This is a genomic window from Pseudanabaena sp. CCNP1317 (assembly GCF_034931345.1).
GTDB lineage: Bacteria > Cyanobacteriota > Cyanobacteriia > Pseudanabaenales > Pseudanabaenaceae > Pseudanabaena > Pseudanabaena galeata.
Genome location: NZ_JAYGIF010000149.1, coordinates 22,765 through 45,318, shown reverse-complemented (window position 1 = coordinate 45,318; position 22,554 = coordinate 22,765). Strand labels below are relative to the sequence as shown.

At 43.4% G+C, this 22,554-nt stretch carries 16 protein-coding genes and 2 CRISPR repeat arrays; of the genes, 10 read left to right on the top strand and 6 right to left on the bottom strand.

Annotation, left to right across the window (positions count from 1 at the left end):
• Genes csm4 through cas6 (VB775_RS22750) form a run of 3 tightly spaced genes read left to right on the top strand, consistent with a single transcriptional unit; the run spans position 1 to position 3,053 of the window.
• Positions 1 to 987: a type III-A CRISPR-associated RAMP protein Csm4 gene (csm4, locus tag VB775_RS22760; protein WP_281009975.1), complete on the top strand. Its 987-nt coding sequence runs from the start codon at positions 1 to 3 to the stop codon at positions 985 to 987.
• Positions 984 to 2,294 carry a type III-A CRISPR-associated RAMP protein Csm5 gene (gene csm5 / locus VB775_RS22755; protein WP_281009976.1) on the top strand — a complete coding sequence of 437 codons (1,311 nt, stop codon included), beginning with the start codon at positions 984 to 986 and terminating at the stop codon, positions 2,292 to 2,294. Before csm4 ends, csm5 begins: the two co-directional genes overlap by 4 nt.
• 3 nt (positions 2,295 to 2,297) lie before the next feature.
• Entirely contained in the window at positions 2,298 to 3,053 is a 756-nt protein-coding gene (gene cas6 / locus VB775_RS22750; RefSeq protein ID WP_281009977.1) for a CRISPR system precrRNA processing endoribonuclease RAMP protein Cas6, read from the top strand.
• 236 nt (positions 3,054 to 3,289) lie between these two features.
• A CRISPR array of direct repeats spans positions 3,290 to 3,943; the repeat unit is 35 nt; unit sequence GTTTCAATTTTTTTACCCCGCAAGGGGACGGAAAC.
• Positions 3,944 to 4,223: 280 nt separating this feature from the next.
• Here the strand turns inward: cas6 (VB775_RS22750) and VB775_RS22745 are convergent.
• Positions 4,224 to 4,502 (bottom strand): hypothetical protein, encoded by a 279-nt coding sequence (locus VB775_RS22745; protein WP_281009978.1) that lies wholly within the window; start codon positions 4,500 to 4,502, stop codon positions 4,224 to 4,226.
• Positions 4,489 to 7,728, bottom strand: a complete 3,240-nt coding sequence (locus VB775_RS22740; RefSeq protein WP_281009979.1) for an AAA family ATPase — start codon at positions 7,726 to 7,728, stop codon at positions 4,489 to 4,491. Before VB775_RS22740 ends, VB775_RS22745 begins: the two co-directional genes overlap by 14 nt.
• 128 nt (positions 7,729 to 7,856) lie before the next feature.
• Between VB775_RS22740 and cas1 the strand changes: the two genes are divergently transcribed.
• The 4 genes from cas1 (at position 7,857) to VB775_RS22720 (ending at position 10,995) form a co-directional block, all read left to right on the top strand.
• Positions 7,857 to 9,827, top strand: coding sequence for a CRISPR-associated endonuclease Cas1 (cas1, locus tag VB775_RS22735; protein ID WP_281009980.1), 1,971 nt, complete (start codon positions 7,857 to 7,859; stop codon positions 9,825 to 9,827).
• Between the two features lies 1 nt (position 9,828).
• Positions 9,829 to 10,107, top strand: a complete 279-nt coding sequence (gene cas2, locus VB775_RS22730; protein WP_281009981.1) for a CRISPR-associated endonuclease Cas2 — start codon at positions 9,829 to 9,831, stop codon at positions 10,105 to 10,107.
• 148 nt (positions 10,108 to 10,255) lie between these two features.
• The gene (locus tag VB775_RS22725) at positions 10,256 to 10,645 is read left to right on the top strand and encodes a four helix bundle protein (protein ID WP_281009982.1); all 390 of its coding nucleotides are present in this window, start codon (positions 10,256 to 10,258) and stop codon (positions 10,643 to 10,645) included.
• 2 nt (positions 10,646 to 10,647) lie between these two features.
• Positions 10,648 to 10,995, top strand: coding sequence for a hypothetical protein (locus tag VB775_RS22720; RefSeq protein ID WP_281009983.1), 348 nt, complete (start codon positions 10,648 to 10,650; stop codon positions 10,993 to 10,995).
• Positions 10,996 to 11,208: 213 nt separating this feature from the next.
• Positions 11,209 to 12,348: direct repeats of the CRISPR family, unit length 35 nt; unit sequence GTTTCAATTTTTTTACCCCGCAAGGGGACGGAAAC.
• A 41-nt stretch (positions 12,349 to 12,389) separates the two neighbouring features.
• Here VB775_RS22720 and VB775_RS22715 read toward each other — a convergent pair.
• From VB775_RS22715 to VB775_RS22705, 3 genes are all read right to left on the bottom strand, one after another.
• Positions 12,390 to 13,386, bottom strand: a protein-coding gene (locus tag VB775_RS22715) for a transposase-like zinc-binding domain-containing protein (protein WP_281009984.1) whose coding sequence is annotated in 2 segments (ribosomal slippage) — positions 12,390 to 13,013 and positions 13,015 to 13,386 — 996 coding nt in all. Because the reading frame shifts where the segments join, the coding sequence is not laid out codon by codon here.
• Between the two features lie 168 nt (positions 13,387 to 13,554).
• Positions 13,555 to 13,848, bottom strand: a complete 294-nt coding sequence (locus tag VB775_RS22710; protein ID WP_281010061.1) for a putative toxin-antitoxin system toxin component, PIN family — start codon at positions 13,846 to 13,848, stop codon at positions 13,555 to 13,557.
• A 122-nt stretch (positions 13,849 to 13,970) separates the two neighbouring features.
• Positions 13,971 to 14,246 carry a hypothetical protein gene (locus VB775_RS22705; protein ID WP_281009985.1) on the bottom strand — a complete coding sequence of 92 codons (276 nt, stop codon included), beginning with the start codon at positions 14,244 to 14,246 and terminating at the stop codon, positions 13,971 to 13,973.
• Positions 14,247 to 14,385: 139 nt separating this feature from the next.
• On the opposite strand from VB775_RS22705, the gene VB775_RS22700 reads away from it, so the two are divergent.
• Positions 14,386 to 15,204: a hypothetical protein gene (locus VB775_RS22700; RefSeq protein WP_281009986.1), complete on the top strand. Its 819-nt coding sequence runs from the start codon at positions 14,386 to 14,388 to the stop codon at positions 15,202 to 15,204.
• A 7-nt stretch (positions 15,205 to 15,211) separates the two neighbouring features.
• Positions 15,212 to 16,345, top strand: coding sequence for a CRISPR-associated endoribonuclease Cas6 (cas6, locus tag VB775_RS22695; RefSeq protein ID WP_281009987.1), 1,134 nt, complete (start codon positions 15,212 to 15,214; stop codon positions 16,343 to 16,345).
• 41 nt (positions 16,346 to 16,386) lie between these two features.
• On the opposite strand, the gene VB775_RS22690 is transcribed toward cas6 (VB775_RS22695), so the two are convergent.
• Positions 16,387 to 17,931: an AAA family ATPase gene (locus VB775_RS22690; RefSeq protein ID WP_323216973.1), complete on the bottom strand. Its 1,545-nt coding sequence runs from the start codon at positions 17,929 to 17,931 to the stop codon at positions 16,387 to 16,389.
• Between the two features lie 600 nt (positions 17,932 to 18,531).
• On the opposite strand from VB775_RS22690, the gene drmA reads away from it, so the two are divergent.
• On the top strand, positions 18,532 to 22,533 hold the full coding sequence (gene drmA / locus VB775_RS22685; protein WP_281009511.1) for a DISARM system helicase DrmA: 4,002 nt from the start codon (positions 18,532 to 18,534) through the stop codon (positions 22,531 to 22,533).
• Positions 22,534 to 22,554 lie beyond the last annotated feature (21 nt).

Sequence of the window (22,554 nt, the reverse complement as noted above, 5' to 3'; positions counted from 1 at the left end):
ATGAGCAAATGGAAATTAGTCAAACTAGATTTCAAGAATAATCCTGCTCATTTTGGCGAATTGGGCATTGGTATGGAAGAAACTAGCGAACGAGTGCGGTCAGACACCCTCTTTAGCGCGATCGCGATCTCCTATGCCCGATTGGGCAAAAATCTAGATACACTGCTAGATCGCTTTCAAAAAGAATCTCCCCCATTTCGCCTAAGTTCTAGCTTTATCTATCGTCAAACAAGTAGTGGAGTCACCTATTACTTGCCTCGTCCCAAGCAACCGCCAACAAATTATCCAATTGGTAACGACCTCAAAATTGCCAAGGATTATAAAAAGTTAAACTTCTTGGATCTCAAGACATGGAAAAGCTGGTATCAGGATGGGGGGTTTGATAATGCTGGTTTACCTAAAAGCTTGTATAGTCAATGTTTCGAGATTGAGAAACACCCTAAGGTTGCCATAGACCGAATTACTCGATCCACTAATCTTTACCACACCGCCTTTGTCCGCTATCGTTCAGAAGCTAACGACAAATCTGGCTTGTATTTCTTAGTTAAATTCACTGACCAGAGCCTCGAAAATGATCTGAAGTCTGTGTTAGAGCTTTTAGGAGAAGAAGGACTAGGCGGTGAGCGATCAAGTGGTGCAGGTAGATTTGAACCTTCATGGCATGACTTAGATGAGCAGTGGGAACAGATTCTATCTTTCGATGGTGGCAATTCTCAAAGTCTAATAAGTCTTTATTGGGATAACAAACCAATCTCGTTAGATGATTCTAGCTATGAACTACAGGAACGTGGAGGTTGGATTACTTCGGCAGCTAAAAACCAAAGACGCAAAAAAGTCACGATGTTTGCTGAAGGCTCTGTATTTCGAGAAGTTCCGATAGGCAAGCTCGCCGATGTTACGCCCCATCAATTTGCTCCGCATAAAATATATCGCAGTGGGATTGCCCTCAGTCTGCCGATTGAAATCAGCTTAAAGGAATCTTTATGAATCAAATTAATACATTGCCCGATCGCTTTGAAATCAGGGAACAACGCAAACTAGAAGTGAAGAAATTTCAACTTTATAGCCAAATGTTCCATATTGGCTCAGAGGTTTCTAAACTTAATCCCTTTGAATATGTGGCAACAGGTAATCGCGTTTATTTACCCGATTGTGATGCTCTAGCCCAAGCATTGCGCGAAGAAGGCAAGTTACAGGAATATATCAATCGCATTGAAGATAGACAAGAGATCACATCTCTCTTAAAAAATGCCTTTGGCGATCGCTGGTATGACATCGAAACCGATGACGGTAAACCAATTTTCCCTGATTACAGATCTAGCAAACGCTTAACTGAGCAGAAAATCACCGATCTGCGTCCGATGATTCGGAATGGTATGGGTAAGCTTTATGTGCCTGGAAGTTCGATTAAGGGTGCAATTAGAACCGCGATCGCCTATTACTTGCTAAATAACGTCGAGAAATTTAATGTCCCAAAGCAAAATCATGTTAGTGCTATTGAAGGTCAGCTAAAAAAGAGTTTAGGTGAACTCAAACACAGAGCTAAATTTGTTGACGATCGCTTATTCATGGATGAGTTGTTTGCAAACTATGGTTTAACCTATCAAGATCGCAATGCACCCGTTCAAGATCGTCCTAATCCGAATACTGACATTATGAGGGCTATTCACGTTTCTGATACAGAACCGATTGAAGAATTTAAAAAGCCCAATAAGCAAGGACAAACTGTAATTTACAATCAGTCATTAGTTACTGAAGTATTGGTCACAAGTCATTTTAATGATGGTAAGGCAAAATATTGCGCTTCTCTTTATGCGGAAATGGTTTCTAATCTGCAAGTTCCCTTTGAGATTACTCTGGATTTAGAAATGCTGTCGTGGTTTCGCCATCGTAATAATATGATTCTTCCTTTTCAGTCTATTGACGATATTATCAAAATCTGCAAAGAATTTGCTCAAGAGCAATGGGACTTTGAACATGACTATTGGCAGGGTGTTAAAAATAACCTCAATGCTAAAGATACCAATGGACAAACCATTAATCTCGACTACGATCGCATTCATAAACTGTATGAAAAAGAGACCTGTCCCTATGCTCTCCGAATTGGATGGGGAAGTGGTATGACAGGAACAACCATCGGAACTTTGCTAGAAGATGGGCTACGCTCTCAAATCCGTGATGCTTGTGGTATTAGAGCGCCCGATTTTGAAGCGCCTAAGTCACGGCGCACAGTAGCAAACACTAAAAGAGAAATTCAATTTGTCCTCGGTTGGGCTATGTTTAAATCCATATAATTTATGCTAATTCGTTCTACATGGCAGCTTAGTGTTCCTGAACCTGTGACATTGCCACGCTCTCACCATCTGAGTTTAACCAAAGACTTACACAATCGGCTTGATATTCGTATGGGTGAAGAGCAAGTTCCTAGTACTACCTTTTCTGGCATTCTGGGAGTTTGCGATCGCTCTGCTGACTTTATAACTTTTCTACCAGATCAGGTTTATACACTTACTCTAAGCGGTTTACAAGAGTCATCTTCTAAAGCGATCGCTGATTTAGATCTGGGTGAAGCGCTTGAGTTTTTGGGAGCGCAGTTTGAGATTAGCGATCGTCAAGATGAAGTCACTACTTACGAAAATCTTTATACAGAAATAGTTGCGAATGAACCTGAAGCAATTAGAAAATTTGAACTCAATTTTCTCACGCCTACTGCTTTTGCTCAAAGTCGTACCCATTTACCTCTGCCGATTCCGCAACTAATGTTTCGTAGTTGGCTAGAACGATGGAATCATTTTGCATCTGTATATTTAGGTAGTGACGATCTGATCGCTTATCTGACCAGTTATTTTACGATCACTCGTCATCACATTAGGACTGGGACTGTGCAGATTCATCAAAGTCAATGTACTGGGTTTACGGGTCAGGTGACAATGCAGGCGATCGGTAGGGTCGATCCTTTACTAATCAATGTGGCTAACTTGTTGGTTAATTATGCCGCCTTTTCGGGGACGGGTATCAAAACTAGACTTAGCATGGGATATACCAAGTATTGACGGATGGTTTCAGATAATTTACACTAGCGTTATCGCTGATCAGTTCTAGGGGTCAGCCAGTACCTTGAAAACCGCATAACTTCGTCAACCCCAAGAACTCGCTCTCCCAGTAAGGGTTTGAGCCTATTTTGAAAGAGCCTTATTGAAAACTATTCTCAATAATTTGACAATTTTCTTACCCCCAAGAATTTTCGTGTTGTCAAATGCGCTCTAGGCTAGCTATCCAGAAGCCGAGGGTTTCAATTTTTTTACCCCGCAAGGGGACGGAAACAGAAACCAATTTCTGGAGTGCCATTAACATAAAGTTTCAATTTTTTTACCCCGCAAGGGGACGGAAACGTTTGTTTTAGTTATTTCTTCCAGTCAAACAAAAGTTTCAATTTTTTTACCCCGCAAGGGGACGGAAACGTAACGCTGTAGATGGCAAATAGTGAATATTTTACCGTTTCAATTTTTTTACCCCGCAAGGGGACGGAAACGGAGTGGTACCACTTCCCATTGTGTTGCCAATGGTTTCAATTTTTTTACCCCGCAAGGGGACGGAAACCCGTAAAGATTTTCAATAAAGCCAGTTGGAACGGTTTCAATTTTTTTACCCCGCAAGGGGACGGAAACAGGCATAAACACGTATTGACCAACATTTTCTAAAGTTTCAATTTTTTTACCCCGCAAGGGGACGGAAACATTTTGAAGTTCAAGTGGCAGATTTACCACAGGTTTCAATTTTTTTACCCCGCAAGGGGACGGAAACACTCATCGAGGTTTGTAGTCAATGCCATCGAAGGAGTTTCAATTTTTTTACCCCGCAAGGGGACGGAAACTTGAGCTATTAATATACAGATTATGAATGCACTTGTTTCAATTTTTTTACCCCGCAAGGGGACGGAAACGCAGGAGAAAGAGGGAAGAAAGAAGATTGAAGAGAGAAGAAAAGATAAAAAACAAGAAAACTGTAATGATGAGAAATAAGTAGGACTTACGCAAAAATGCCCTGAAAGCCTCATTTTGCCGTAGGGGCAATTCATGAATTGCCCCTACGGCTCGTTCTTTTGCGTAAGTCCTAATAAGAAATAATGATTTACCAAAAAATTCAATCCAAATTCGATCTTCAGTCTTCCCTCTTCCGTCTTTAATTTCAGTCTTCCCTCTTCGATCTTCCGTTTTCCCTGCTTATACCCCCCTAACCTCCAACACCACATTTTCCACCTCTTGACTACACCAATCACTCAAAACGATCGCATCCAAAAGCGGCGATGACACACCCTCAACACGGCGAATAGTTTTAATCACCGCAAAAATTGACCGCCACCATTGACGGTCGGCAAGGATGGGACAATCTTGAGCTACGATTTCACCAAGCAATGCAGGATAGAGCCTTTGGACAGCACTGAGTAGATCGATCGACTCAGACTCACTATGAGAGATTTTGATCAGATTAATCGACTTCAAAAAAAAAACGAGTCTGTATGGCTATTTTCTCCCGATGGATTTTAGGAGATTCAGTTTGAGCGATCGCCTTCAGTGCAGAAATATAAACCCGCGCCAAACCACCATCAAAATTTTGATCAACCCTTCGCGGCAAATCACCGATCGCCTCAAATGCCGCATCAGGTAACTGGCGATAGCGCTGCACCCACGCCGCCACAATCTCGCATAAAGCACAAGCAACTACCTGATTGTCTTCTCGCAAAAGCATCCCACAAATAGTAGCCAGATCCGACTCAGTGAGATTACGCCCCTTATCATAGTGAGCAAAGAGAGCCTTCAGCACATTCACCCTTACACCGATAAACCGACTCTTGAGCAAAGGAATCAGGCGATCGCTGGTGAGCATTGGCAAATTAACAAAATCCTGACTAGCAGAAACTGCAATATCTTTGAATTTAGAAAGACAGGCTTCCAGTAACTTGGCGATCGCATCTTGGTTAATTGATGCTTGTTGCCGATAGTAAGCTACTAAAACTGACTGAGTTGATTTATCGAGAGCCAAGAAATGGGGATGATTAGCAATTGGCTCAAAGCGAAGTAACCGCACCTGCTCATTTTGGCGATCGCGCTCTGGTAATTGGGAAATAAGCTGACGCAGTAGCGATCGTGCAGTGAAAGAAGCATCAGCCAATTTATCCACTGCAAAAAGCAAATCTCGCATCGGGATCTCATCTTGAGGCAGTTGACTTAACCAACCTGCTAATAGTTCTTGACTAGCAGATGGAAATTTATCGCCCAATTTATTGATAAAGGCAGCTAAGGGCTTCAGACAAGCGGGAGCAAGCGTTAAGGGATCTTTTTGTGCAACCCATAGCGCAATTTGTTCACCTGCACCTTGCTCAAGTGCGGCAGCGATCGCAATGTAATTTCGTCGTAAGCGATCGATATTGTGAGCAATAATATCTTCTAAAATACCTGACAGTACCTGCTGATTTTCCGATGCATAGCAGCCGATGGCTGAAGCTTGAATGGCATCCCAACCCTTCGCATATTCTGAGTAGAGAGCATCTTGCCAAGTTTGCCATAGAGAAAAGTTTTTAACCGATAGAGACTCATGGATCACCTTGGCAACAAACTTGACTGTGGCAACTTCCAAAGCTTGAAAATTGCCAATAGGGAATTTCAGTAAATCGATTAGCCATTGCCTACGGATTTCTGCTGATATTGTCGGTCGTGAATGTAAGTCAAGTATGGCAATGCGCGTATCATGACCAAAAAATTGATAATGTTCGCGAATTGATTGGAGCAATTTGGGTTTAGGATTCTCAGCTAATAATGGTAAACAATGTTGGAGCAACCAACCATAGACAATAGCTCGATCTTCTTTGCCAGCGTAAATTTGATGATTAGTACTGCCATCACGCCTTGCTACAGACAAGATCGCTTCTGGCAGGCGATCGCTGAGGGTATACCACCATTGGGCAATCAGGAGACTGATCGTCTTTGCTGTGTTGATCGTAGGCGTATGACCACTACGCTCTAGCAAACTTAACAACAGATCCCACACATATTCAATCAATTGGCGCGGAGCGATTTCTAAAGCTTGCCTTAAGCGCTTTTGGTAGACTTCACCAAGTTCTAGCGCCGTTGGCAACAAATCCTGTAATGCATCGGGGCGATCGCGTGAAGCGGCGGCAAAGGCGATCGCGCTAAAGACAGCTAAGTTCCGACGGTCAAGCCGTTCTAGAGCCTCGTGCCATTCGGTCTCTTCTACTAAAATGGTGAGGTGTTGACGTAAAACAGGATACCAATAGGTACTGGTGGCATCAGCATTATGTAATTGATTGAACCATGCTATCCGTTGAGGCTTAACGGTTTGACGGGTTAACCAATAGGCGATCGCATATTCCAAAAGGGTCTGGTGAAAGAAATGTACCCGCATTGATGGTAAATGTTCGATCACTCCTTCACTCAACAGATCGTCATAGGCTGCGGTCAAATTCGCATCAAAGCCAATATCAATTTCATCGCGATAGAGCGATTCCTGTAGCTTGCTTTGAGACAATCCAAATAGAGAACGGGCGATCGCTAAACATAGTCTTTCTTTATCCATTGCTAAGAGAGAAGTCCGACTGCGATCGCCTCGACTATAGGTAACTTTCTCTTGCCAATAACGTTGATACAGCTTACTTACCGTCAAATCGGACGGAACATTACCATCTCTGGCAAACAAATCGCAAAGCAAGGCTAATAGTAAGGGATTTTCGATAATTTCTCTTAACGAACGGCTATCTGCTGATAGAGCAAGAATTTGGTTAGCAAAGGCTGAACCCTGTTGCTTTAAGTTGGTTTCTTGTCTAGCAAAAAAAGTAGCAGCAGCTTGGCTGATTTCAGCTTGGTTAAAGACTGGAACCGTATGCCGATCGAGCAATTGGAAAACGCCAGACATCCGTTCGCGAATTGGTTCGAGAACTTCGTTATAGTCTTGTTCGCGGCAAGTAAAAACAACCGTTGTCCCTGTCTCAAGGATTTGCCGCAATAAACGGTCAAAAACTAGGACAAAGGCATTACTCGCCACTAAGTCCACGGTATCAATCAGCAGAACCCCTCGGCTACAACTTTGGTGCATTTCTTCACACACAGACACAATGGAAAGGGATTGTCCTGTGAGACTTTCACCAAAGGAGATCGCTAAATCCTGTAACGATGGACGGGTCTCTAATGAGAGAGACGCACATAAAACCAAGCCAACCCAACCTGATTTCTCGCGGCTAAGTTCATCGTATAGATTGCCAAGAATCGTACTTTTGCCATAGCCTGCACCACCCACAATCGTTACGATACGCTGAAAGCCTTCTTTTGTGCCTCGATGAATGGCAGGTAAATATTTTTTCTCCACAACTTCACGGGGAATGCGTTCGAGAATGCGTGGAGTTAGGGATTGCCTCGCGATCGCTGATTGTTGACGGACTAATTGACTAGTTTTGCTTGGCTCAGGTTCTGGCTTTTGCTGATCTTCTAGATCCTGTAAACCATCAACCATGCTTTCCCATTGCAGATCGAGAAAATGGCAAATTTCGATAAATGGAAACCGATCAATGGGTTTGCTATTAAAAAACTTATTTACGGTTGACCATGAGGCAATTCCTGTATTTGCGATCGCTTTTTGAGTAATCCCCTTACGCTTCAAAGCTTGTCTTGCCCTGATCAATCCCTCCGCAGAGACACACAGCGATCGCCCCGTCATGCCAATTACTCCGCTTTTAGTAACTCATATACCGAAGTCATATAACTCATATACACCATATCGGTAACTCATATAGCCATTCTCGACAATAAAAGTCATGACGAAACCCAACACCCAAATCAAACGATATGAAAATTGCCATCGAAGAATTGGCGATCGCTTGGAATCTTGTCCAAAAGGGCAGCCGTTCCGCAGGGATTGATGGGATCACCGTTGATTTATTTGCGGGAATTGCTGCTGAGCAACTTCAAACGATCCAACAACATATCTACCAAGAGCGGTATGTGTTTAGTCCTGCTAAGGGTTTTTATTTACCTAAAAAAGACGGTGGTCAAAGGCTAGTCGGCATTCCTACAGTGCGCGATCGCGTAGTCCAACGCTTTATGTTGCAAAGGGCTTATCCCAAGCTCGATCGCGCCATTAGCAAAGCTGCCTTTGCCTATCGTCCTAGTTACGGAACTCTAGATGCGATCGAACGAGTGGCGGAAGCCTATCACCATCAACCTGCATGGGTAGTCAAAGCTGATATCCAAAGCTTTTTCGATAACCTTTCTTGGACGTTACTTTGCGATCGCATTGAGAAGCTCAAACTTGCTGCGATGTTGCATCACCTAATGATCCAGCAACTCAAGGCAGGAATTGTGATTAATGGCTACTTTACCCGTCCTAATAAAGGGATTTTACAAGGTGGCATTCTCTCTGGCGCACTAGCAAATCTCTACCTCAGTCAGTTTGATCGCCAATGTTTGAATGCTGGCATCAATCTCGTGCGCTATGGCGATGACTGTCTAGCGGTCTGCCACAGTCCCATACAGGCAAATCGCACGATTTCACTGATGGCGGAATGGTTAGAAGCCATTTACTTACGCCTTCATCCAGAGAAAACCCATATTTTTGCGCCCGATCAGGAGTTTACGTTTTTGGGCTATCGCTTTTGTGGCGGTGAAATCTATCCCCCCGAACGCAAGACCTCCACCGAGGCTAAGCCCAAACCATCACCGCAGCCAAGTGCTGTCCGTCCGCTCATCTGTGGCATCGTCAAGGGCGATCGCCAATCTAGCAGTAAATCTCATCAAGAATATTGGAAAGAAGGTATGTCTACACTCTATGTCAGCGATCAAGGTGCTTATCTCAAAGTGCAACAGCAACAGTTTCAAGTCTTTCACCAGCAGCAATTGCGCTGTAATGTGCCGATTAATCGGGTCAGTCATGTGGTTTTGTTTGGTAGCTGCACGATGTCTCATGGTGCTGTGAGTTTGGCTTTGCAACATCGGATTCCTGTGATGTATTTGTCTAGCAATGGGCGCTATTTTGGAAGATTGCAAACCGCAAATCAGGCAAAAGTTGAGTATCTATCCCAACAGGTTTTGCATTCCCATGATCCTGTTTTTGTACTCACTCAGGCAAAAAGTATTGTGGCAGGCAAAATCCATAATTCACGGATTGTCTTACAGCGTCTCAATCGCAAACGCAAGACAGAGATGGCAACCCATGCCATTAGTGAATTGGCGGAGTCAATCCAAAGTATCCCGACTATTGAATCCGTGGAATCTTTGCTTGGGGTTGAAGGTCATGCGGCAAATTTGTACTTTCAAGCTTTTGCTTCTCTGCTCAATGGCAAGTTTGAATTTGAAAAGCGAACTCGCCGCCCACCCACCGATCCAATTAACAGTCTCTTGAGTTTGGGCTATACCCTGCTTTCCCAAAATGTACACTCGATGATTGAAGCGATCGGTTTGCATACGCACTTTGGTAATTTGCATACGCCACGCCCCAACTTACCTGCCTTGGTTTGTGACTTGATGGAGGAGTTTCGCGCTCCTGTAGTTGATTCATTTGTGGCTTATTTGATCAATTCCAATATCTTCTCCCCAGAAGATTTTACGCCTCCCGATGCGCGAGGTGGTGTGTATCTCCATCCCGATGGACTGAAGCGTTTCTTGAAGCATTGGGAAGAGAAACTGGCGACAGAGGTTGTGCATTTGCATACGGGCTATAAGGTCAGTTATCGCCGTTGTATGGAGTTACAGGTTTGGGAATATGTTGCTTGCCTGATTGGTGAGCAAGCAGTATACCGTCCGATGAAGTGGGATAAATAGGATGTTTTATCTAGTTTGCTACGACATCGTTAACGATCGCCGTCGTACTAAAGTCTCAAACTTTTTGCAGGGGTATGGACTGAGGGTACAGAAGTCGGTATTTGAGTGTGTGCTGTCTCCCGATCAGTACAAAACGGTACAGAAACGTGTTCAGAAGCTGATTAAGGCGCAAGAAGACCAGATTCGGTTTTATCCCATGTCCCCACGACATCGACAGTTAGTAAAGATTGTGGGGATGCAACCTGATTTTCAGGTTGATGATGTGGCTTTTATTGTCTGAAAAAGAGATCCCCCCAGCCCCCCCCCAGCCCCCCTTAGAAAGGGGGGGAAATCTTCTTCTTCCCCCTTTTTAAGGGGGATTGAGGGGGATCTAAAACAATTCTTAATCGTTTCTAATCGAAAACTAAATTTAACAATATGAGGTGGTTATGTCACGGGACTTTATTACTAAGTATCAGGAATTGCGGGTATATCAATTGGCGTTTGAGGCGGCGATGTCTCTGCGTGAATTGGAATATGAGTTACCTGAACGTGAGAAAACTTTGCTGGCTGAACCGATGTTGCTTGCCGCAAGGTTAGTTTTTATTCATGTGGCGGCGGCTTGGCACAAACGCTATGCTTATCGCGCTTTTATTACTGGTATCAGTGATGCGGCATCTCATGCGGCTAAAGCTCAGTCATGGATTGAGTTTGCTGTGACCTGTGGCTATTTCGATGCGGAAAAAGGGCAGGAGATCTATCGTCAATATGATGAGATTATTACGGCTCTAGGGCGGATGTCTGAGAATGCCAGTGCGTGGCTGGTGCGAGGTAAATAGTGATGTTGCAGCGCTCTCAGTTAAAAATAGCGATCGTGGGTGGGCATCCCAGTATTTATCGCGAGGTCAGCCATGCTTTGCGGAAAGGTTACGGTTTATGTGATTGGGTTGAGTTGCCTTCGTTTAGTAAGCTCGGCATTGGAGGCAGCAAAATCAAGGCAAAGATCCTCTACTGCGATCTCATTTTTATCCTGACGGGCTATATGCGTCATGGTCAAACTGATGCAGTTGCGGCGTTAAAGCGATCAGGGGCGATTTCAGGTAAGGTGATTTTGCTTTGCTGTCGGGGCAAAACTGGTGTGATGCGGGCTATTTTGCATCATGTTGACGTTTTGTGTGAGGTGGCATAGACTATATCTCATAGACCCAGTTCTAGGGGTCAGCCAGTACCTTGAAAACCGCATAACTTCGTCAACCCCAAGAACTCGCTCTCCCAGTAAGGGTTTGAGCCTGTTTTGAAAGATCCTTATTGATAGCTATTCTCAATAACTTGACAATTTTCTTACCCCCAAGAATTTTCGTGTTGTCAAATGCGCTCTAGGTAAGCCCTCCAGAAGCCGAGGGTTTCAATTTTTTTACCCCGCAAGGGGACGGAAACTATCATCGACGACTACTGTATCAGCTTTTACAGGCGTTTCAATTTTTTTACCCCGCAAGGGGACGGAAACTGCTGTGCTTGTCCGTTAAGGCTACTGTGTTTCAATTTTTTTACCCCGCAAGGGGACGGAAACCAACACAAGATTGCGAAGATTTTTCCATATTTATTATGGTTTCAATTTTTTTACCCCGCAAGGGGACGGAAACGGATGAGTATGGGAACGCAGACACAGACACAGGTTTCAATTTTTTTACCCCGCAAGGGGACGGAAACATTGAACGTAAAGAAAATTGACTACCATGCTAAAGTTTCAATTTTTTTACCCCGCAAGGGGACGGAAACTTTGTGAGATTTTGAAAACAGAATAAGAAAAAAGTTTCAATTTTTTTACCCCGCAAGGGGACGGAAACCATTGCCTTGAAGATCAACAGTCACGGTCATGTGTTTCAATTTTTTTACCCCGCAAGGGGACGGAAACGTAATTGAAAAAAGTTAAACCTTTCTCATCGAGTTTCAATTTTTTTACCCCGCAAGGGGACGGAAACCATAGGATGATACAGAAGCAATCAAGATTAACAAGTTTCAATTTTTTTACCCCGCAAGGGGACGGAAACTGAAGATAGCAACTAAATTTAAGTGTTTTAAGAAAAAAGTTTCAATTTTTTTACCCCGCAAGGGGACGGAAACTTTGATGAAGTTCCAATTCCAGGTTGCAAACGGTTTCAATTTTTTTACCCCGCAAGGGGACGGAAACTTACCAGTTACGGTGTAGATACATCCTGCCTTTCGTTTCAATTTTTTTACCCCGCAAGGGGACGGAAACTCTCGCCACTTAGTATTTAAATCATTAAGATCAACAGTTTCAATTTTTTTACCCCGCAAGGGGACGGAAACATTGGTTACCCTCATAAGGTAAGGTCAATACACGATAGTTTCAATTTTTTTACCCCGCAAGGGGACGGAAACAATACGATCATTGCTGATTTATCGTATAAAGAAGTTTCAATTTTTTTACCCCGCAAGGGGACGGAAACAATCACTGTCTTTGACAGGGGAGTACGGAAAAGCTAGTTTCAATTTTTTTACCCCGCAAGGGGACGGAAACGTAAGGGAAAGACGGAAGAAAGAAGATTGGGCACTGGTCAGTTAAGGCGTGAGGGAAGTAAAGCCGCGTAATGACAGCAACTCCAGCATAGAAATCGGTCGATGATATAGCCCGATCGCCATAACTGGAGTCTTGTTCTTGCCTAAGCCCCCGTGAGGTCTTACCCAGTTGTGTACCAATCTTTGCACAGTGACTGCGCGTTGTAATCCTTCAGTATTCTTTGCATATAGGTTTTGTCTGCGGCGATAAGCGCTACATCTCCTTCTCAATGCACTGTTGTTTGCTTCATTGTGATTAGCATGAACGTCACTCCTGTCGCTAATCGCGGTATAAGGATGCTCAGGTTTTACCCATTCGACTCGACGATTGCCCTGTGAGCCTTTGATTTTGATCGCCACTTCTAATCCATATCGCCATACTTTCCGATGTCCATACTCACGGCTTACTTCGGTGGATTTGAGGTACACACTTGCCATTTGCCAAAGTTGTTGGGCATATCTCCTTTCACCATCGCTAAACCATCGGATGTATTGAATTGCCTTTGACCATTGCCATGCTGTTTTTGTTGCTTTCTCAAATAGTTCGGTGGTTTTCTTGCCTGCCTTTGCTTCAATCCAATAGCGACTGTTGCGTTCGATAAATACTACTGTCCACCCTTTTGATTCACTGGGGGGGAAGGTTCTCGCTTACGCGAGTATAAATTTCATCTCCTTCAATAGTCACTTCTCCTCCTGCTGGGGCTTCTGGACTCCATTGCTGTGCTTGATTTGCCAGTTTTTGCTCCCATCTCATGATGCTGGTGTGCGATTTCTCTAGCACTCTCCCACTTGCTCTGATTCCCATCCCCTCTGTCCTCATTTTCAGCGCATAGGACACGATACTTGCTGGGGTTCTTAGCCTTGACATCGCTGTTCCTGTCCGTTCGTTGAATCTTTTGCCACATCCTTTGCATAAATAATTCTGGATCGCTTTGCCGTCTTGGTGGTAATCCTTGCCATTCTTGACTACCTTTTCGCTTTGGCAGTGGGGACATTTCATGATTTACTCCTTGGCTCTACATCTTTATTTTAACCCTCACTCCTTCACTGACCAGTGCCGAAGATTGAAGAGGGAAAGAAGACCAAGAGATGAAAATACTAGTAACAAAGAACGAAATGAGAAATAATAATTTACCAAAAACTTTAATCTAAATTCGATCTTCAGTCTTCAATCTTCTGCCTGTAATTCAACCATCTCCAAAAACATTGATGCAGAAACTACCTGTGTATTTTGCAAATCAGAAATATCATCAAAATCGCGATCGCCAGTAATTAAATAGGCGGCATTAGCCGCGATCGCGCATTCCAAAAACTTAGCATCCTTAGGATCTCTAGGAAAATCAACAGAAATACTCACATCAATAGTCGTTGTAAATGCATCAATAATTTTTAGCCATCTTTGTTGCTGCTCTGTGGACAGCTTTAATTTTTTACGCATTAAAACTGCTTTATACTCAGCCAGAATTCCTTAAGACACAACCCACATAAAATTTGGATTAGATACCAAAGTTAAAATGACAGACTCAGGATAACGTCCTGTCAGTGAAGCTGAAATCAGAATATTAGTGTCAACAATAACTTTAATCATTCGCCCCTACGATAAGCAGCAATTTCTTCGGCAATTTCTTCTTCGGTTATTGGATTATCTGCATGAATAGCCTGAGTCTCTTTAAGTAACTGCTTGAGATCTTCAACTAAAATCTTTCTGTCTTGTATTATTTTAGGCTTTGACTGATTCTGATTAACTTGTTGCTGATAAAGTAGAAAGTTTACAAAATCAATTACAGAATTTAATTTGTCTGCTTCAAGATCATCTAACTTTTTGACAAGGCGATCGCGTAACGTACTATTGGCAGTCATAGCTCATGTTCCTTATAAACATATAACAACTATACAAAAAATTTCTTGATCGGTAAATGATGACGGAACACTCCCTTTACCTGAAACTTGTATAATTTGAACCTAAAGCTGGTTTTGTCTAATTATTCCCTGTAAAGCAATGCGTAAAACTATAGACTCCCTCGCCAAGCCCAATAAATATCCCATCATCTTCTTTGTCTTTACCCTAACCCTCAGCATTGCCGCCAACGGATTATCGACACTGCTTCTTGACACCCTCGGCACATGGTTAGAGACAAAATATGGCTTGAGCAAAATCTTTTGGCAAATTGTTGTAGTAAGCATCCTCTCGATCATTCTATTTCTATCAATTTCCAACATCAAACGCATCATCTCAAATATCTTTAGCGATCGCAGCCTTATCAGTGAAGCCCCCGAAGAACTAAACGCCACATTTAGAGGATTAATTATCTTTGCCAGTCTCACAGTAGACTCATCTGCAAAAATTGCCATTCAACATCACTGGAAAGAAAGTAAAGGCGATCTTCAGCATTGTTGGATTATTTGCGGAGGAGACAAAGCACTAGCAGCCACTAAGGAAATAATTAAGGATCTAATTATACCTGACAATATTTTTCACTTTGATCGCGATTACCCATTAAGCGATCCAGAAAACCCTAAAAAACAACTTTCCCTAGTCATCAACCCTGAAGATGCTAACGATCCTAATCAGATTCGTAAAATTGTCGAAGCCATATATCAAGATGCGAAGGAAAATTATGATCTGGATAACTCAGACATCATTGCCGACTATACAGGCGGTACAAAATCTATGACCGCAGGACTAGTCCTAGCCTGTGCAAGTCCAGATCGTCGATTACAATATGTACTGAGCGATTATATTGATAATAAACCAGTCAATCCCAAGGTAATGGAGATCAAACTCTCCTATAGCCTTAAACCAGTCAAGACTTACTAAGCATTCCATGCCAAGCCCCCAGAAACCAACGATCGCCCCATGGACAGACGACACCGAAATCGTCAGTATCACCCTGACCTTAAAAGCGATCGCCGACATTGAATTATCCCCTAACTACACCACTGCCTTACATGCGTGGTTTCTGCATCAAGTCCGTGCTAGCGATCCACAACTCTCAGCATATCTCCATGATGGACAATCCGAAAAAGCCTTTGCCATATCTCCCCTCAATGGCAAACTTGAACTCATAGCCAATACATTCCTCGCTAGAGCCGATAGCACCTATACATGGACAATCTCCGCCCTATCAAATGATCTATGTGAATGGTTGAGAACTTGGTACAACGACCATCCAGAAACGATTAATCTTTACAGTGGCAACTTTGCGATCGCGCAGATAGCCATTAATCAACCTGCCACCACCTACAATAATCTCTGGTCAGCTTCAGCAAATCCAGAATCCAGATTTACACTTGCTTTCCTAACGCCGACTTGCTTTCGTAGCAAAAATCATCATTTACCCTTACCGATTCCCGCCAACATCTTCCATAGCTACCTCCGCCGATGGAACGACTTTGCGCCTGAAGCTTTTCCTCAAGAGGAGTTTTTAGCATGGATTGAACAGGTAGTTTATATAACTAACTACGATCTTGTCTGTACTAAGGTTGCTGTTGCAAAACAGGGCTATGTGACTGGATTTACTGGTACAGTCGAATTTGCTGTCGATTTCAAAGCTTCTCATAATTCTGATTTTGAAAGGTTGCTCTCGGCATTAATTAAACTCGCTAATTATTGCGGAACGGGGCATAAAACAACGTTTGGGCTAGGACAAACGAGACTAATTGGGAAGAATGAAGTCGGAAACTGGAAGAATGAAAAAGAATCAATAGTAACAACTCCCATTCAAGAGCATTTAATTAAGAGAATCGCTGAGCTAACAGAGCTATTTCTACAAACCAAAAAAAGACAAGGAGGCGATCGCGCTCAGAACACCGCTACTATCTGGGCAACCATCTTAGCAAGGTATGAACTAGGCGAAAGTCTCAAAGCGATCGCGATCGATCTCGATATGCCCTATGAAACAGTGAGAAAATATGCCCAAGCTGCGCGTAAGGCGATCGCTCTAAGCAATTCACTGTAAACAACTAAAGTCAGCTCTGGTATTGACATAGCAAGCAGTCTCTAGCCTCGAATTACAATAATTTCTCGCCCTGCGGGACTGATGACATTTTCAGTAGTAGTGCGATCGCTTAGCGGCGGCAAGCCAGAACGGCGATCGAATATCACTAACCAACCCGTATCCAAACTCAACCCCGATAAATACTTATCCAACTGCTTTAATCCTTCCTTGATTGGATCTGGCTTCTTGTCTCGCCATACTTTCAACTCCATCGCCAAAGTTGTCTTACCATAGCGCAAACAAATATCCATTCTTCCCGAACCAATGGCATATTCTCTCTCCAAAGTGCCCCCACCATTAACAACACGGTGCAGAAAAGCCATCAATACAATATGAGGTGCAATCTCTGGATAGGGTGTACTGTCAAATAAAGGCTCTCCATGCTGCCGCCAGAATAATAAGAACGCTTCCAACAAGCGATCGGGCAAAAATTCACCTTGCTCACTAAGCCAGATTGGTTGAAGATACCCAATAGAAGCAGTAGTTACATAGGCAAGCACTCTAGGAAGCACTTCCTGATAAATAGGATTAGCGATCGCCAAACCATTTTCGTTAGTACAAAGCCCTAAATCTAAAACGTAGCGAATATCATCCTGTGGTACATCTGGCAGTTCCTGCCCAGCGAGAATAGGCTGAATCACTGCTCTGACTCTATCTTCCCGTAATCTTTCGGCAAGGCTATCCAGATGCGTATCCTGTCTCTTTATCAGTACTTCCTTAGCTTGATTTACTAGCTCAGCAGTAATAGGAATAGATGGATCTTTAGCAATATATTCAACAATTTCCTTAGCGATCGCATTAACTAACCAAGGCTGACCCTGCGTCAAATGAAAAGCTAAATCGACAGCTTCAGTCGTAAATATCTGTCCTGTCGCTTCTGTATGTTGCTGATAGAGATTCCTCACATCCTCAAGAGTGAAATTACTTAGAGTAAAAGAACGCACTTTAATATTAAAAGGGCTGGAGGTATTTAGCCGATCGCTTCCCCCTGATGCATATTTATAATCCCGCACATCACGCATCCCCACCAATGAAACTGACTGCGGAAATCCCTGCGGACGACGGGGAAATCCAGATCGGATTTGTCGTAGTACAGAAACCAAGGTCTCATCACTCAAAGCATCAATTTCATCAAGAAATACTGCTAAAGGGCGCGATGATTCTTGTGACCATGCTGCCAAAAAAGCACCGATTTGACGACCTGATTCTCCTAAAATTCCATTACTTGGCTGTAACTCTGGTGGCAAATAAAATCTAATCGCATCTTGCCACTCATCTAATATGGCTCTCTCTGCTAACTCAGGATCGTGAGAAAATACTGCTCCCACTTCCAAGGACAACATCACTGACGTATACTGCCCGCTAGCTGTTAACTCCTTTGCCAGCGAAATCATTGCTGTAGTTTTACCCACTTGTCTTGGCGCATGGAGGACAAAATAATTCCGCTGCGAGATTAGATTGACTAACTCAGGCAAGCGCCCTGTGGACGGCAGCATGTAATGAATATCAACTTGACAAGGACCAGCAGTATTAAACCATTTTTGCATGACGACAACTAACTAACGGGCAGATACCTCAACAATATAACGCAACGCGCCAAGCAAACGCCTCAAACCTTTAAAACACGTTGATCAAAACGAGTATAAATACTTATTCATATAAATTTAATGACAAATAATGTATGATTATCTGCTCTATGATGTTTCTGTGACGAGTTAGGTCTCAAATTTCAAAAATGATTGTTTTTAGTGTGATTATGACCATAAGTTTGCCGATGCGGCAAACTTATGGTGTCAACTTCTAGGATAAGAGACTTTAACACTCAGATCAGCAAGTCTACATTTCAGGGATAAATGGGCGCATATCCACAAAACTTCATCTAATTCTTGTCAATTCATATTAGAGTCTCATCAAAGTTTATAAATCTCTATTAGAGGGAAGTAGGGATATATTGCAAAGTAAGTTTTGTTTTTACAACTCAAGTGTCTCATTACAAAATTTACAAAATATGGTAATGCCAATCCTTCGGATAATAAATGATTTCCTTTTTAGGAATACCAAAAATATTTAGATTAAATCACTATTAAAAGAAAAATTAGCGTAAAATAACCCCTAAAGACGGGAAAATTATGCCATAGCAAGGGTTTATGCAACTTATCAAGCTTCCTCGCCAAGAATTCGAGCAACTGAATCTTGAAGAAATTAATCAGCAATTGCGAGATGATAAAGTTCATCTCGATTGGAGTCTCGTCGAAGAAATTAGCGATCGTCAGTTGGAAATATTACTGCAAGGTTTGAGTATTGCAGCGCATGAAACAGTTTTGGGGACGGAGACTATTTCACCACAATTATGCGATCGCATTAATCGAGTTATCGGTAAATTATCGTCAAGGAAATCATCGGGGAAAAACAAGACAAGGATACAGGGTAAACTCTTAGAAGAGCAATTTATCCCCGCCACAAGTCAACCGCAAAATGGGCAAGGGGAATTATTACTCAGTACAGAATTTGTAGTTCCATCAGAGAACGTAGAGCAGGGAAAGATCCTCCAAAAGGCAACGCCTAGAGAGATTCGAGAGAAGCTAGTGGCAATGATTTACAAGGATTTGCTGGGGCCTGTAAATGGTGAAAATGAGGAAGTTGATGAGCCTAGCCTCACTGAACGCTATCTAGTTGGGGCGATCGCACCACGTAAACGCTATACAAAAGTCGCATCTGGGGATCAAATTGGCGATCAAATTGGTGATGAAATAGATCTTACCCAAGAAGAAGATCCTGCTCAACAGGACAATCTGGCGATCGCAGGCAAAAAGAATAGCGATGATGGTGATACGGAGGAGGTCGCACCGCCTAGCAGCTTATTTCCATCGTCAATTGGTTTGAGTTTTTGTGTGGATGGTGATTTTGACGAGATCACAATTCAGGCTATTTGGGGATATTACAAAAAAGGCGAAAGCGAAGTAATTACTAATGATAAGAATAATCCTAAAACTGTTTGGCAACGTAATCCGATTAATGGCTCTGGCATATTTAAATTAGCGGATATTGCAGCAACTACTGAACAGACAAGGGAATGGTATCCCGATCGCAAAAATGCACCTGCTGTAGTCGTGCGGGTGCGTTGTCGTAAAATTGATCGTGATTGGATTGTGACTATCTTTTTAGAAAATAGGCAAACGGAACCTAAGCAAAATCGGGATTCGGCTTGGCTCTTTCAACCAGAAGTTAAGGTGCAGGGCAGTAATCCCCATCAGGCAATCTTTATACGCAAACCACTTACTAGCAGTGACAGTCTTGATGGTGATCTACGCTATGAACAAGAATCTTTGCAACTGCTCTATCGGAATTGTGTTGAATTTGCGGTGGGGCATAATACTAGCGTCCATGCGGAAGTTGTAGCTGACAGTTCATCAAGGTCATCCCAACAAGGCGATCGCGCTATCAGTCTTACCACTAGTGCCATTCCTAGACATATCGTTCCCAACACGACACCGCCTGATGAGAAAGAAATCCCTGCGCTCAAGGGCTTGATTTTAGATATGAAGGTACTCGCTCAGGTCGAAGCTGAAGCGTTGCCACCAATCCTCTATCCGCTTGTGAGTGCCTATGAACAATGGTTACGGTCACAGGAAATCAATAAACAGCAATTACCAAGTAGTCCAGAATTTTATAAACAAGCCGCCGATCGCAATCTCAAGGATTGTCAGATTGCATTAACGAGAATTCGCGAAGGAATTCAGCTATTAGAAGCCAATCCGCAAGCCGTGGAAGCTTTTCAGTTTATGAATATGGCGATGGCGCAGCAACGGATTCGGAGTCTTTATGCTGAACAAAAAAGACAGGGTAAGGACAATCCTTTCAATGATTTTGAAAGACCTGAGAATTATAGCTGGCGGACTTTCCAGCTTGCTTTTATTTTGATTAATCTCCCCAGTTTGACCGATCTGCACCACAGCGATCGCCAAACCGATCAGAAGGCGATCTGCGATCTGCTATGGTTCCCCACTGGCGGAGGTAAGACTGAGGCATATCTAGGGCTAACTGCCTATACCCTAGCGATGCGGCGTTTGCAGGGCGTAGTGTCTGGACATGATGGAGAGCATGGCGTGGCGGTATTAATGCGCTATACGCTGCGATTGCTGACGCTGCAACAGTTTCAACGTGCCACGACGCTGATCTGTGCCTGTGAATCTTTGCGGCGCAAAGATCCTGTTAAATGGGGAAGGGAACCCTTTCGGATTGGACTATGGGTCGGCAATAACAGCACTCCTAACTGGACAGAACAGAGTGAAGAAACGATCAAACAACTCAAGGGACAAAATCAGGGTCAAAACTATAGTGGCTCCTCTGGTACACCCCATCAGCTTACTAACTGCCCTTGGTGCGGCTCGGTGATTGATGCGGGAAAAGATATTGAAGTACTTTCCTTTGAAAAAAATATTGGCAGAACTCTGGTTTATTGCAGCGATCGCGTAGGCAATTGTTTATTCGGTCGTAAGCACTCACCTAATGAGGGTTTACCGATTGTGGTAGTTGATGAAGAAATCTATCGCCGCTTGCCATCTCTGGTAATTGCCACGGTTGATAAGTTCGCGCAAATGCCTTGGAATGGTAAAACTCAGATGCTCTTTGGAAAGGTGAATGGCTATTGCGATCGCCATGGTTTTCGATGCCCAGACCTTGAAGATAGTGATAGTCATCCCAAGAAAGGCACATTGCCCGCCGTTAAAACTAGACCGCATTTGCCCTTACGTCCGCCAGACCTGATCATTCAGGATGAGTTGCACCTAATTAGTGGCGCATTGGGTAGCATGGTGGGACTTTATGAAACGGCAATTGATCACCTTTGTACATGGGATGTCAATGGTCAGCAAGTGCGTCCTAAGGTAATTGCTTCGACAGCGACGATTCGCCAAGCGCGTAATCAAGTACATCAACTATTTTTGCGTGAGGTAAAGATATTTCCACCTCAGGCGATCAATATTGAAGATAATTTTTTTTCGCGGCAACGTCCACCAAGCAATGAACATTCTGGACGGTTGTATCTGGGAATTTGCGCCCCTGGTCGTCGTCTCAAGGCGGCTCTGATTCGGGTCTATTTAGTGGCACTTTCGGCGGCTCAACAACTGATGGATGATGGTTATGATGCCGATCCTTGGATGACGTTGGTGGGCTATTTTAATTCTCTGCGTGAGCTAGGTGGAACGCGCCGCCTTGTGGATGATGACATCACCACCCGCTTGTCAAAAATGGATAAACGGGGATTAGCGAAGCGCTATCTTAGTCCTAGTCGAATTGAAGAGCTAACTTCGCGCAAAAGTTCTACGGATATTCCCAAAATTCTTGATGCTTTAGAAAGAAAGTTTGAGGTTTTGACTGCGGAAGAGAAACGGAATCAACAGAAAGATAAGAAACAGCAAAAACTCAATCCCCTTGATGTAATTTTGGCAACGAATATGATCTCTGTGGGTGTGGATGTGAAGCGGCTGGGGCTGATGGTGACTTGCGGTCAGCCCAAAAATACTGCGGAATATATCCAAGCTACATCACGGGTGGGGCGGAGTCATCCTGGGTTAGTTTTGACGGTTTATAACTGGGCAAGACCAAGGGATTTATCGCACTATGAGCGCTTTGAACATTACCACGCTACTTTCTATCAGCACGTTGAGCCTTTGTCGGTAACGCCATTTTCTGCGGGAGCTTTGGATCGTGGTTTAGCGGCGTTGTTTGTTTCGCTGGTGAGATTGAGTGGGTTTGAGTTTAATGACAATGATGGAGCCGAGAGGATGATTACGGAAAATTTTAACCATCCTGATTTGGTTTCAAGCATGGAGGCGATCGCTGAACGTATTAGTCAAAGTTTTCAAAATCCTGACTTAAGGGATGAGATTCTCTATCAACTGCATGGACTGCGCGATAAGTGGGCAAGTGCCGCAAAGCCTAATGAAGCAGGGACAAGGTTACAGTTTAAGGCTTCCAGTCGCGGCGGCACAACGGTTTCACTTTTAAAAAATATTGCTCAAGATCCTGACGATTATTTTGCTTGTTTAAATTCGCTTCGCAATGTCGAACCTGCTTCAGCGCTAATCTTTGTCGATCAAGCACCTGATAATGAAAGCGATCGCTTACCAGAACCATTCACCTCTTAAAGTAGAGGCGCAAAGCGCCGC